The 13364-nt window shown below is 62.2% G+C and carries 11 protein-coding genes; 7 read left to right on the top strand and 4 right to left on the bottom strand.

The window, feature by feature from the left end; genetic code table 11:
• Window positions 1-101 precede the first annotated feature (101 nt).
• Window positions 102-773, bottom strand: a complete 672-nt coding sequence (locus tag LT40_RS09995) for a lipoprotein (RefSeq protein WP_043189515.1) — start codon at window positions 771-773, stop codon at window positions 102-104.
• 211 nt (window positions 774-984) lie between these two features.
• Between LT40_RS09995 and LT40_RS09990 the strand changes: the two genes are divergently transcribed.
• Window positions 985-1167 (top strand): hypothetical protein, encoded by a 183-nt coding sequence (locus tag LT40_RS09990; RefSeq protein ID WP_043189513.1) that lies wholly within the window; start codon window positions 985-987, stop codon window positions 1165-1167.
• 70 nt (window positions 1168-1237) lie between these two features.
• Here the strand turns inward: LT40_RS09990 and LT40_RS09985 are convergent, their stop codons facing one another.
• Window positions 1238-1993, bottom strand: a complete 756-nt coding sequence (locus LT40_RS09985; protein ID WP_043189510.1) for a TerC family protein — start codon at window positions 1991-1993, stop codon at window positions 1238-1240.
• Between the two features lie 183 nt (window positions 1994-2176).
• On the opposite strand from LT40_RS09985, the gene nhaR reads away from it, so the two are divergent.
• The 3 genes from nhaR to LT40_RS09970 all read left to right on the top strand — a co-directional run bounded on the left by nhaR (window position 2177) and on the right by LT40_RS09970 (window position 7247).
• Window positions 2177-3079, top strand: a complete 903-nt coding sequence (gene nhaR, locus LT40_RS09980) for a transcriptional activator NhaR (protein ID WP_043189507.1) — start codon at window positions 2177-2179, stop codon at window positions 3077-3079.
• A gap of 68 nt (window positions 3080-3147) precedes the next feature.
• Window positions 3148-4389 (top strand): cytosine deaminase, encoded by a 1242-nt coding sequence (gene codA / locus LT40_RS09975; protein WP_043189503.1) that lies wholly within the window; start codon window positions 3148-3150, stop codon window positions 4387-4389.
• 200 nt (window positions 4390-4589) lie between these two features.
• Window positions 4590-7247, top strand: a complete 2658-nt coding sequence (locus LT40_RS09970) for a filamentous hemagglutinin N-terminal domain-containing protein (RefSeq protein ID WP_043189501.1) — start codon at window positions 4590-4592, stop codon at window positions 7245-7247.
• A 77-nt stretch (window positions 7248-7324) separates the two neighbouring features.
• Here LT40_RS09970 and LT40_RS09965 read toward each other — a convergent pair whose 3' ends face one another.
• Window positions 7325-8032, bottom strand: coding sequence for a GntR family transcriptional regulator (locus LT40_RS09965; protein WP_043189497.1), 708 nt, complete (start codon window positions 8030-8032; stop codon window positions 7325-7327).
• Window positions 8033-8185: 153 nt separating this feature from the next.
• Between LT40_RS09965 and LT40_RS09960 the strand changes: the two genes are divergently transcribed.
• The 3 genes from LT40_RS09960 to hyi all read left to right on the top strand — a co-directional run bounded on the left by LT40_RS09960 (window position 8186) and on the right by hyi (window position 11656).
• Window positions 8186-9397: a pyridoxal-phosphate-dependent aminotransferase family protein gene (locus tag LT40_RS09960; protein ID WP_043189494.1), complete on the top strand. Its 1212-nt coding sequence runs from the start codon at window positions 8186-8188 to the stop codon at window positions 9395-9397.
• Between the two features lie 97 nt (window positions 9398-9494).
• Window positions 9495-10781: an MFS transporter gene (locus LT40_RS09955; protein ID WP_043189491.1), complete on the top strand. Its 1287-nt coding sequence runs from the start codon at window positions 9495-9497 to the stop codon at window positions 10779-10781.
• 92 nt (window positions 10782-10873) lie between these two features.
• Window positions 10874-11656: a hydroxypyruvate isomerase gene (gene hyi, locus LT40_RS09950; RefSeq protein ID WP_043189490.1), complete on the top strand. Its 783-nt coding sequence runs from the start codon at window positions 10874-10876 to the stop codon at window positions 11654-11656.
• A 12-nt stretch (window positions 11657-11668) separates the two neighbouring features.
• Here the strand turns inward: hyi and LT40_RS09945 are convergent, their stop codons facing one another.
• Window positions 11669-13345 carry an NAD-dependent malic enzyme gene (locus LT40_RS09945; RefSeq protein ID WP_043189487.1) on the bottom strand — a complete coding sequence of 559 codons (1677 nt, stop codon included), beginning with the start codon at window positions 13343-13345 and terminating at the stop codon, window positions 11669-11671.
• Window positions 13346-13364: the final 19 nt, after the last annotated feature.

Here is a 13364-nt window from a genome sequence, read left to right as displayed (position 1 = left end):
CCTGTAGCAGCGGCGCGAGCCGCGTCAGGGGTGCATACAGTTATGCCTGATACGGCGCGGTGCTTTCTTCGCGGCCGATGACTGCTCCCACGGGCGGGTGGTTATGCGCCGACTGCCTTGCGGGCGCGGGCGGCGGCGGGTTCCTGGCCGGCGGCGGCGGTTTCGCGGGCGGCGTCCAGCCAGCGCTGGCGGTCGAGCTGGGCAGGCAGTTGATTGGGCTGTTGAACCAGGATGGCCCATGACCCTGCACTTTTCCACGCCGAGCTGAAACTGCCGAAATCCATCTGCAGGCGTCGGTTCATACCCGAACGCAGCAACACGTGCCGCTTGAATCGATCATAACCCACCAGCAACGCATAGCGCGGCTGCGACCAGAACGCCGAGCCTTCGCTGTAGCGCAGCATTACCGGATTGCCCGCCGACACTTGGGCCAGCAACGCATTGAGTTCCGGATCCAGCGGATACACCAGCAGGCCATATTCACGGGCCACCTGTGCAATGTTCTGCTGCAGGCGATCGGTCTCACCGGGTAGTTTCAAGGCTGGGTCGAGCAGCCCGGGTGTAATGGTAATGCCTTGTTGCGAGAGCATGCTGGCGAGCACCATCGAACCGCTTTGATTGGCGTTGCCCCGGAAGAACGGCACACCGTTGAGCTCCACCCGATCCGCCAGGCCGGGCAATGCCGGGCCATTGCTGCTGGTACAGGCGGCCACGCCAGCCAGCAGGCTGCAGACCAGCAGCGTTCTGGCCATGACGTTCATTTTCGGCAGCATGGTGTTCCCCGTTCCATGGCGGCGCACAACGTACCGCCTGAGCGGCCATCATAGATTTCCCGCAGCCAGTGGTACAGCGACTCGCTACGGGACATCGCACCAACGAGTTCAACCCACGCAAATGACCTTTCGTCAATAGGTTGAAACGCCGGCAAACCCTCAGGGTCATCTATTACGTGACCGAGAAGACGCGAAAGCAATGGAGGTAGTGATGAGCCTTGCAATGACAATCTTCAGCCTGATTGCCGGCTGGATGGCCGTGGCAGCTGCCATGCTTTGGGGTGTACTGCGTATTGCGCGTCGCCATCAGCACCACGAGCCGCAGATCCGGCAACCAGCCAAACCAAAAAGCGCTGTAGCGCTGCGCCGCACCACCACGCCGCAACACATCTGAACCCACCCAAACAAAGCATCAGGCGAAAAAAAAAGGGGGCATCCATGCCCCCTCGCTTTGCTTGTCGCCTTTACGCCTCGCGACTGGCCGCTATCTTGCGCTGCTTGGCCCTGCGCGACAGCATGTTCAAGCCCTCGATGGTGGCAGAGAACGCCATGGCTGCGTAGATGTAGCCTTTAGGCACGTGGGCACCGAAGCCTTCGGCGATCAGCGTCATGCCGATCATGATCAGGAAGCCCAGGGCCAGCATGACGACCGTCGGGTTGTCGTTGATGAACTTGGCCAGAGGTTCCGCTGCTACCAGCATCACGATGACGGCGCTGACCACGGCAATGATCATGATCGGCAAGTGCTCGGTCATGCCCACGGCGGTGATGATGCTGTCGATGGAGAACACCAGGTCCAGTACCAGGATCTGACCGATCGCCGAGGCGAAGCTCATGCTCACCTTGTCGCCGATCTTGGCTTCTTCCTGTTCGACCGGGTCCACGGTGTGGTGGATTTCCTTGGTCGCTTTCCACAGCAGGAACAGACCACCGGCGATCAGGATCACGTCTTTCCACGAGAACCAGTGATCCAGCACGGAGAACACCGGCTCGGTCAGCTGAACGATGTAGGCCACGGTGCTCAACAGACCCAGGCGCAGGATCAGCGCCATGCTGATACCGATACGGCGTGCCTTGGCTTGAATCTCCTTGGGCAGCTTGTTGGTCAGGATGGAGATGAATATGAGGTTGTCGATACCCAGCACGACCTCCATGATCACCAGGGTAATCAACGCCACCCAGGCGGTGGGGCTTGAAGCCAGTTCCAGTAGGTATTCCATGTATCGTTCCTGCCCTTATCACGGTTCGCTGAATGTCTGGGGAGGCTCGGCAGATGCCGCGCATCAGATCTCTAGCCCTAACTACTGGCTCATTGCTAGCGAGGCATTCTAGAGAGGCGGATACTTCTGGAAAATTCGTATTTTTACCAGATACACTTCGGTTTTTACGAAGTGAACATACCCGTGCTCAATTATCGTCAGCTTCACTATTTCTGGGTCGTTGCACGCACGGGAAGCATCGTGCGTGCCAGTGAGCAACTCAACCTCACCGCACAAACCATCAGCGGTCAGATCAGCCTGCTCGAAGAAACGTTCTGCGTAAAATTGTTTCGGCGTGTTGGCAGACATCTTGAGCTGACCGAAGCCGGTCGCCAGGCGCTGCCTTATGCCGAACGCATGTTCCAGATTGGCGGCGAGCTGGAGGCCGTGCTGCGCACCCAGCCCGACGAGGAACAGATCCCCTTTCGGGTAGGCGTGGCCGATGTGGTGCCCAAGTCGATCGTCTACCGGCTGATCGCGCCAACCATGGAATTGAGTGAACCGTTGCGCATCACCTGCCGCGAAGACAAGCTGGAGCGGCTGCTGGCCGACCTGGCGATCCAGCGGCTGGACATGGTCATTTCCGACAGCCCCATGCCGTCGCACCTGGACATCAAGGGCTACAGCCAGAAACTGGGTGAGTGCGGCATCAGTTTCTTCGCCACCGAGCAACTTGCGGCCCGCCACGGCGGCGATTTTCCGCAGTGCCTGCACGGGGCGCCGCTGCTCATTCCTGGGCAGGAAAGCGTGCTACGCAGCCGCTTGATGCGCTGGTTCGGCGATCAGGGCCTGCTGCCACGGGTGGTCGGTGAGTTCGACGACAGCGCCTTGATGCAGGCTTTCGGCCAATCGGGCAGCGGCATCTTCATTGCACCCAGTGTCATCGCCGATGAGATCATGACCCAGTATCGCGTTCGCTTGATCGGTCAGACCGAAGCGGTCACCGAGTCGTTCTACGTGATTTCAGTCGAGCGCAAGGTCAAGCATCCCGGCATCGTGGCCATCACCGAGGGCGCCCGCCGCGAGTTGTTCACGGCACCCGTGTGAAGGTTTTCCGAGCATGGCGGACAACTATGGCACCATGGACCATCGGCACCCAGAAAGGAGGATTTCCCATGAAAATCATCAACGCCCGGTTGCGCAAGACCGATGGACTGCACACCGTTGCCTGCAATGGCGCCACCATTGCATCGCTGCAAGCTCAGCACGGCATCGTGCAGCCCGAGGGTGGCGACATCGATGCACAGGGCCAACTGCTGATAGCGCCACTGGTCGAGCCGCACATCCATCTGGACGCCACGCTCACTGCGGGCGATCCGCAGTGGAACATGAGTGGCACCCTGTTCGAAGGCATTGAGCGCTGGGGCCAGCGCAAGGCCAGCATCACCCACGAAGACACCAAGCAGCGGGCCCTCACCACCATCGGCATGCTGGCCGAGCACGGCATCCAGCATGTGCGCACGCACATCGACGTCACCGACCCTACCTTGGGTGCGCTCAAGGCCATGTTGGAAGTACGCGAGGAAGCACGTCACCTGATCGATCTGCAGATCGTGGCGTTTCCCCAGGAAGGCATCGAGTCCTATCCCGACGGCCGTCAGCTAATGGAGCGCGCGGTTGCCATGGGCGCCGACGTGGTCGGTGGCATTCCGCATTTCGAGAACACTCGGGAGCAAGGTGTCAGCTCCATCGGCTTCCTCATGGACCTGGCCGAGCGCACCGGCTGCTTGGTGGACGTGCACTGCGACGAGACCGATGATCCGCATTCGCGGTTTCTCGAAGTGCTTGCCGAGCAGGCCCGCGTGCGCGGCATGGGCAGCCGTGTCACCGCCAGCCACACCACGGCGATGGGCTCCTACGACAACGCCTATTGCTCGAAACTGTTCCGCCTGCTCAAGCAGTCGGGGATCAGCTTCGTTTCCTGCCCCACCGAGAGCATTCACCTACAGGGCCGTTTCGATACCTTTCCCAAGCGCCGTGGCGTGACGCGGGTGGCCGAGCTGGATCGAGCCGGCATGAATGTCTGCTTCGGCCAGGACTCCATCAAGGACCCGTGGTACCCGCTGGGCAACGGCAACATCCTGCGAGTACTGGATGCCGGCCTGCACATCTGTCACATGATGGGCTTCGAGGACCTGCAGCGCTCGCTCGACCTGGTCACCGACAACAGTGCTCGGGCGCTGAACCTGGGCGAGCGCTATGGGATCGTCGTCGGACGCCCGGCGAACATGGTGATCCTGGGCGCCGAGAGCGACTATGAGGCAGTGCGCCAGCAAGCCAAGGCGCGGGTGTCGATTCGCGGCGGGCGGGTGCTGATGAACCGTATCCCCGAACGCGTGGAGTTCAGCCTGCCCTGACATGCAGGATTCTCGGCCAAGTGCCCGTCCCGCGTGGACGGGTACAGGTTGCCCGCCGGCTGTGCATCTGACAGACACGTCCTACATCACGAGGACCATTCCTACACTCATTACCGTGCCTCGCTTCTCTCTAGAGTGGCCCCCGGCGGATTCGTCCAGCCGTTTGCCAACACCCCATAGCCCCAGAGAGGAGCATCTTCGTGCAACAGACAGTCTTCAAGCATCCTTCCTTTACCCGACACACACTAGGCCTGGCCATCTCGGCCGTCCTGCTGGCCACGCTGGAACCTGCTTTTGCAGAGGGACTGGTCGCGGTCGATGGACCGATGGGCATGGCAATCGTCGACAGCCAGGCGCACGCACCAATCATCGATATCGTTGCGCCCAATGCCCAGGGCTTGTCCCACAACCAGTGGCAGGACTACAACGTCGGCACCGCCGGCGTGGTGCTGAACAACAGCCTGGCGGCCGGGCAGGCAGAGGTCGGCGGGCAGCAACTCGCGGTCGGTGCCAACAGCCAGTTCGCAGGCACAGCTGCCAGCACCATTCTCAACGAAGTGGTAGGCACGCGCGGTTCAGAGATCAACGGCGAGCAAGTCATCTTCGGCCAAGCCGCCGACTACGTGTTGAGCAACCCCAACGGCATCATGCTCAACGGCGCTCGCATGACTTTGGATCAGCCCAACGCCGCGACTTATGTGGTGGGCACAGCCGAACTGGAGGATGGCCGTATCGCCCGTTACGACACGCGCACGGCGCAGCAGTCGCTGGAGGTCGGCCAAGGCGGCGTGGCGGTTGGCGCCGGTTCCGTGCAGTTGATCGCGCCCACCGTGCAAGTCGACGGCGACATCAGCGCAGGTGGCGACTTGAGCCTGCTGCTGGGGCAGCATCGGGTCGATGCGCGAACGTTGGCGATCGCCGAAGTAGCCCAGACTGCTACAGCGGTCGATGCCAAGCTGCTGGGGGCCATGCAGGCCCGGCGCATCAAGATCGTCAGCACCCAGAACGGCGCTGGCGTAAACATGGGCGTTACCCGACTGAGCGCCGAGCAAGGTATCGAGATCGCCTCCGCCGGGGCACTGGCGATCGGCTCTTCAACCACTCGCAATGGGCGGCATGCGCGAGCTTCGATCGATGCCAAGGCAGAAGATGTGAAGCTGTCCGCCGCAGGCGACATGACGCTGACATCCCTGGCACTCGCCGGGCGCCATATCGACGCGCGGTCAGGTGGCCGGCTGAAACTCGACGCGTTGAGCAACGAAACCCAGACGCAGCGACAGGCGACGGCTGCCGACACCTGGTTCACCCTGGCGCAAGGCGAAACGGATGCCCAGATCGAAGAGCGCTCGGTGCGCCATGTGGGCAATACCCTGATTGCCACCGGCACGGTGAGGCTGGACGGTCGCGACGGTATCGAGATGGCGGCGACCCGTGTCGAAGGCCCGGAATTCGTGGGCATGTACACCGTGCGTGGAGGCCTGCAAGCCGGTGCCAAGGTGGACAAACAATGGCGCACGGTTCGACTCGCCTCGTCCGATGCTCCCGAAGACAGTGCCTCCACGTATTTTGAAAGCGCTCAGGCCAGCCATATCAAAGGCGGTTCAGTCGATCTGCCCACTGGCAAGTTGGTAGGTGCCAGGATCGACGCAGCTCATTCGGTCAGCATGAACGGGCCAGGAGCTATCGTGATCAGCGGGTTGGATCTCAAGAGCAGCTTCACCCAGGGCACCGGCACGCGGCGCGTCACCTTGTCCAAAAGCCTGGCGCACGAGGCTTACCGCGAGCACACGTATCAGCAGCCGACACGAATGAAAGCGCGCGGTGGCCACCTGTCGATAACGGGCAAGGATATCCGCATCGATGGCGGCCAGCTTTCTGGAACGAAGGTCAGTCTCCATAGCGAAGGCGATATCGCCATCGCAGGTTCAAGCAAGCGCGTGCGTATCGACGGCGCCCGCCCGAGCGCCGACCAGGAACTGCGCAGCTTCGACCGTACCTTTGAGGTGTCCATGCCTACCCTGGTGAAGGCCAGTGATACGCTGTCCGTGCGAGCGGGTCGTTCGGCTTTTCGAAACGGCAATGTGTCCGTCGCCGGCTCACATCTGCTGGCGAACAATGCCTTGACATTCATTGCCCAGGGTAATGTGTGGGTCAGCGGTATGGCTCAGAAAGAAGGTTTCAACCTGAGCGGGTCGCAGTGGGGACCGGTGGCTGGCGAGCTGCCGCAAGGCCAGTGGCGCCGCGAAGGGTACCAGGTGTCACAAGCACGCAGCACGATTGCCGGGGGCTCCTTGCACATGGAGGCAGGTGCGATGCTCGATGTGGCCGGCTCGGCGCTGGAAAGCGAGGGTGACATCAAGCTGCGGGCCAGCGACATTCAGCTCACCGGGAGCCTGGAAGCCACGGGACCGCGTAACAAGGCGGTGTGGCTGGAGAATGACATTCCCGATCACTACTTCAGTCCGGCAGACGATGACGGACAGGCACACATGACAGAACGCACCCACAACGGGTTTTCGATGAAAGCCGGAGGTGACATCGATATTTCGGCAGCGCGTCTGGCCACCCATGCTGCCTCGGTGGAGGCGAAAGGTCGGTTGACGGTGCCGAGCACCCTGGCGTTGTTCAAGGACACGCCCGTGGAAGACGGCGATGCAATCCGCAAGTACTACCATGGCCATGTTCCGCCGCGGCAGTCGAGCTGGCAGGCGTTGGCAGGCTTGCCCCTCGCGTCGCTGGATACGCCGTTGCCAGCCAACAACGGGACGACCCGTGAGTCCTCGTTCGTGGCAGGCGAAGTCGATGCCGATACCGCCCAGCGCATCAAGGACCTGAACATCCCGCTGACCCTGCGCTGACCCCCGCTTCCCCGTAGCAGCGGCGCGAGCCGCGTCCGGGGGCGCCGCGTTCGTTCAGACACACCGCGTCCGGGGAATCACGGGCGGTCGCTGTTCTGGACCAGTAGCATGATGGCGTCGCGTTTTTCCAACAGGTGTTGGCGCAGGATCGTGCTCAGGCGTTTGCCGTCCCGGGCCTGCAGGGCTTCGATCATGTGTTCGTGGTCGTGCAGGGCCCGGTCCCATTTCGGCGCTTGCTGGTTGGAAAGGAAACGCAACGCCTGCAAACGACGATTCACCGTGAGGTACATTTGGCGCAACGCCGAATTGCGCGAGGCCAGGTTGATCAGGTCATGGATCGCACGGTTGCGTTGGTAGTAGCCCACCAAGTCGTGCTGGCTCTTGCTCACCACCATGGCGTTGTGCAACGCCTTGATCTCGTCGAGTTCAGCGTCGGTAATGCGCTCGCACGCCAACTCCCCAGCGAACGCTTCCAGACCGCTCATCAGTTCGAACGCCTCTCGAATCTCCAATTCGCTCATGCGCGCCACGCTGGCACCCCGGTTCGGATTGATCTCGATCAAGCCCTCCCCGGCCAGCACCTTCAACGCTTCACGCAGGGGCGTGCGTGAAATGCCTAGGGTTTCGCACAGCTCACGCTCGTTCAGCTTGGTGCCGGGCGGTAGCACCCCCTCGGTGATGAACCCGCGCAGGTGCTCTACCACGGTGTCGTGCAGGCGCTGACGTTCAAGACGGGGCAACTGCAAGGCAGGCGCAGCGCTGGAGGCCATTGGCGAAGACTGCATGCAAACTCCTTGTATCAATGGATTAACGCGAGCTTTTCTTATTCTAAAAAGCACGAATATGGGTCGATATTAGCGCAATTGAGTGGTTTGACACAGGGCGCTCAGCTGCTAATGTAATTTTGCATTCAAAATACAACAACAAAGGGTCAACCCATGCTCAAGCTCGATTTCCATCCTGCCGGCCGTCACTTCCTGCAGATCCCTGGCCCCAGCCCGGTGCCGGATCGCATCCTTCGGGCCATGAGCTATCCCACCATCGATCACCGCGGCCCCGAGTTCGGTGAACTGGGCCTGAGAGTCCTCGAAGGCATCCAGCGGATTTTCAAGACCCGCCACCCGGTGATCATCTACCCCGCCTCCGGTACCGGGGCCTGGGAAGCAGCGCTGTGCAATACCCTGAGTGCGGGCGACCAGGTGTTGATGTTCGAAACCGGCCATTTCGCCAGCCTATGGCAGAAGATGGCCATCAGCCTGGGGCTCAAGCCTGAATTCATCGGGCTTCCCGGGATAGAGGGCTGGCGCGGAGGCGTGCGCGCCGACATGATCCAGGCACGGCTGGAACAGGACAGCGGGCATCAGATCAAGGCGGTGTGCGTGGTGCACAACGAAACCAGTACCGGCGTCACCTCCGACATACCCGCCGTGCGCAGGGCCATCGATGCTGCCGGTCACCCGGCCCTGCTGTTGGTGGACACCATCTCCGGGCTGGCTTCGGCGGACTACCGTCACGACGAGTGGGGCGTGGACGTGACCATCTCCGGCTCGCAGAAGGGCTTGATGCTGCCCCCTGGCATCAGCTTCAACGCGCTCTCGCCCAAGGCCATCGAAGCCAGCCAGCGTGGCGGGCTGCCGCGCAGCTTCTGGGCCTGGGATGAAATCATCGAGATGAATAAGACCGGCTATTGGCCCTACACCCCCAATACCAACCTCTTGTACGGGCTGTCCGAAGCCTTGGACATGATCCTCGGCGAAGGCCTGGACAACGTCTTCGCCCGCCATCAACGCCTCGCCCACGCCTGCCGTACCGCCGTGCAAGCCTGGGGCCTGCCCATCCAATGCGCCGACCCCAGCGTCTACAGCCCGGTGCTCACCGGCGTGATGACGCCCGAAGGTATCGACGCCGACGCCGTGCGCAAGACCATCTACGAACGCTTCGACATGTCGCTGGGCACAGGCCTGGGCAAGCTCAAGGGGCGCATGTTCCGCATCGGTCACCTGGGCGACTGCAACGACCTGACCTTGATGGCCACGTTGAGCGGCTGCGAAATGGGCCTGCAGATGGCGGGGGTGAAGCTCGAGGCCAGCGGCGTGCTGGCCGCGATGGATTACCTGGGCGGACAACACGTGCCCCTGCGCCGCGAGTGAAATCAACGGCGCCGCCGCCCTTGGCTGGCGCTCGATGCGACTGACTATCCCGACTCAACGCCTCCCGGCGTAAACAATAAGAAACTGGAGATAGAACATGAAGCGGTTATATCTGCGCCCTACTACCATGGTGCTGGTCATGCTGTGCGCCATGTATTTCATCACGTACCTGGACCGGGTCAATGTCAGCACCGCTGCGGTCGGTTTCGGCAAGGAATTCAACCTCACCAAGACCGAGATCGGCATCGTCTTCTCGGCTTTCGCCTATCCCTACCTGGTGTTCCAGATCATCGGCGGCTGGGTCAGCGACCGTTTCGGCGCCAAGCGCACGCTCGTGGTGTGCGGGCTGATCTGGGCCAGCGCCACGGTGCTCACCGGCATGGCCGGTGGGTTCGTCTCGCTGATCGTCGCTCGGGTGTTGCTGGGCCTGGGGGAAGGCGCGACCTTCCCCGCGGCCACGGCGGCCATGTCGCGCTGGGTCGGCAAGGAGAACCGTGGTTTCGCCCAAGGCATCACCCACGCCTTTGCGCGCCTGGGCAATGCACTGGCGCCGGCGGCCATGGTGGCGGTGATGGCGGCCTATGGCTGGCGCGAGTCGTTCTATGTCTGTGCCGGCATCAGTTTCGTCTGGGTGGTGCTATGGGCGCTGGTGTTCACCGAGCAACCCAAGGATCACCCACGCATCACCCAGCAGGAGCTCGACGCACTCCCCCCGCCCAAGCCCAAGAACACCATCAAGCTGCCCTGGGGACGACTGTTTCGGCGCATGGCGCCGGTCACCATCGTCTACTTCTGCTACGGCTGGACGCTGTGGCTGCTGCTGAGCTGGGTGCCGATGTACTTCATGAACATGGGCCTGGACCTGAAGAACACCGCCATCTTCGCCTCCACCGTGTTCTTCGGTGGGGTGGTCGGCGACACCCTGGGTGGTATCGTCAGCGACCGCATCTACAAGCGCACCGGCAATCTCAACAAGGCGCGCAGTCTGATGGTCGCGATCTGCCTGTCACTGACCCTGGTCGCCCTGCTGCCGCTGATGTTCACCCACGACATGTACGTGTCCCTGGCCTGCCTGGCCATCGCGTTCTTCTTTTCGGAGATGACCATCGGCCCGATGTGGGCCATCCCCATGGACATCGCCCCGGACCACTGCGGCACCGCCAGCGGGATGATGAATACGGGATCGGCCATGGCCGCGATCATCAGCCCGGTAGCAGCGGGGCTTTTGATCGACAAGTTCGGCAACTGGCAGCTGCCGTTCATGGTCAGCATCGTGCTGTTGGCCATCGGTGTGGTGCTGTCGTTCCGCATGCGTCCGCAGAACCGCTTCGTCTACGACCTGCCGGCCAACCCCGTCACCGCCGCCGTGGTGATGCCCAAATGATCCGATGATGCCCAGGTAGGCGTAGGATGGCATCGATGTGCGCGGTGACACGCCAGGACGGTCACCGCGTTCCCTGACAGAAGGAGCCTGCCATGCCGCGTTTGTGCGCCAACCTTTCCATGCTGTTCACCGAGCATCAGTTCCTGCAACGCTTTGCCCACGCTGCCAAGGCAGGGTTCAGAGGCGTTGAATTCCTGTTTCCGTACGACTTCGACAGCGCCGAGATCAAGGCACGTTTGCAGCAGCACGGCCTGACCCAGGTGCTGTTCAACCTGCCACCCGGCGACTGGGACAACGGCGAGCGCGGCATTGCCTGTTTGCCGGATCGGCGTGACGAGTTTCGCGCAGGCGTCGCCACAGCCATCGAGTACGCGAAAGTCCTGGGCAATACGCGCATCAACTGCCTGGCTGGGATCGCTCCGCTCGACGCCGATCCACGGCAGGTGCAGCAGACCCTGGTCGACAATCTGCGCTACGCCAGCGTAGCACTGGCGGCTCACGGTATTCGCCTGGTCATGGAAATGATCAACACTCGCGACATGCCCGGTTTCTATCTGAATGGCACCCAGCAAGCGCTGGCGATTCGGGAACAGGTGGGCCACGAGAATCTGTTGCTGCAGTACGACATCTACCATATGCAGGTCATGGAGGGGGATCTGGCGCGCACACTGCAGGCGCATTTGCCTGCCATCGGTCATGTGCAGCTGGCAGACAATCCGGGCCGGCACGAGCCGGGCACCGGGGAAATCAACTTCCGCTTTTTGTTTCAGCACCTGGACCGGATCGGCTACCAGGGCTGGGTCGGTTGCGAGTACAAACCGTTGAGCGGCACCGAGGCCGGGTTGGGCTGGATGAAGAGCCACAACCTGGCCTGAGCCGTCAGTGCTTTATAGAGGCTGGCGCTCGTAGGCGCGGTATTCCGGTTTCCAGAAGTGCACCTCGATGGCCTCGCGCAACGCGGCCTCATCCATGGGCGCCGCCACACCGTCCTTCTGCGCGGCCAGGCCCACGGCCAGGGCGATACGCTTGCTGACTGCCTGCACGTCGCGCAGCGGTGGCAGCATCTGGCCTGGTGCCGCACTGTCGGCCAGCGCCTGGGCCGAGGCCATGAGCATGCCGTCGGTGATGCGCGTGGCCCGACTGGCAATGGCGCCCAACCCTACACCGGGGAAGATGTAGGAGTTGTTGCACTGTGCGATGGGGAAGGTCCGGCCCAGCACTTCGATTGGCAGGAATGGGCTGCCGGTGGCCACCAGTGCATTGCCCTCGGTCCACTGCAGGATGTCCTTGGGATGGGCTTCGATCTGCGAGGTCGGGTTGGACAACGGCATGACGATCGGCTTGGAGCAATGCTGGTAGAGCGTCTTGACCACCTCTTCGGTGAACAAGCCGGCCTTGCCGGAGACGCCGATCAGCACGCTCGGCTTGGCGTTGCTCACCACTTCCAGCAGGGTTGGCCACTGCCCAGCGAACGACCAGGACGTCAGGCTCTCGCTGTCGTGGGCCAGGCGTTGCTGGAAGTCGTACAGGTCGGGCTGGCGGTCGGTCAGCAGGCCCTTGCTGTTGAGCAGATAGACGCGGCTGCGCGCTTCGCTGTCGCTCAAGCCTTCCAGCTGCATGGCGGTGATGATCTGCTCGGCGATGCCACAGCCAGCGGAGCCGGCACCGACGAAGGCCACTGTCTGTTCGGAAAGTTTCTGGCCCTTGACCTTGCACGCGGCCAGCAAGGTGCCCACGGTGACCGCGGCGGTGCCTTGGATGTCGTCGTTGAAGCAGCACAGCTGATCGCGAAAACGCTCCAGCAGCGGCATGGCATTGCTCAGGGCGAAATCCTCGAATTGCAGGATCGCCTCGGGCCAGCGGCGTTGCACGCCCTCGACGAATGCCTGCACGAAGGCCTCGTAGCGTTCGCCGCGTACACGCTCTTCGCGGCGCCCGAAATACAGCGGGTCGGCGAGCCGCTCGGGGTTGTTGGTGCCCACGTCCAGCACGACTGGCAAGGTATAGGCCGGGCTGATACCACCGCACGCGGTGTACAGCGACAGCTTGCCGATAGGGATACCCATGCCGCCCACGCCCTGGTCGCCCAGGCCGAGGATACGTTCGCAGTCGCTGACGACGATGACCTTGACGTTGTCCTTGGTCACGTTGTTGAGAATCTCGTCCATGCGCTCGACGTCATCGATGCTGATGAACAAACCGCGGTGGCTGCGGTAGATGCGTGAAAATTCCTGGCAGGCCTTGCCGACGGTGGGGGTGTAGATGATCGGCAGCATCTCGTCGATGTGGGCATCGACCAAGCGGTAGAACAGGGTTTCGTTGGAATCCTGGATCGAGCGCAGCAGCACGTGGCGTTCCAGATCGGTCGAGCAGGCCTGGAACTGGTGATAGGCGCGCTCGCATTGCTGGTCGATGGTTTCGATCTGTTGCGGCAGCAGGCCTTGCAGATGCAGGACGTCGCGTTCCTGAGCGGTGAAGGCGGTGCCCTTGTTGAGCAACGGCGTGGCAAGCAGTGCCGGGCCGGTGAACGGGACCTTTACAGGGCGTTTGGCGGAGCTGGTCATGCTGTTTCTCCCTTGCTTA

This window comes from Pseudomonas rhizosphaerae (assembly GCF_000761155.1).
In the GTDB taxonomy this organism is placed as follows: domain Bacteria; phylum Pseudomonadota; class Gammaproteobacteria; order Pseudomonadales; family Pseudomonadaceae; genus Aquipseudomonas; species Aquipseudomonas rhizosphaerae.
Note: the sequence above shows the minus strand (reverse complement) of the source record. Positions and strands in the feature narration are given on the sequence as shown.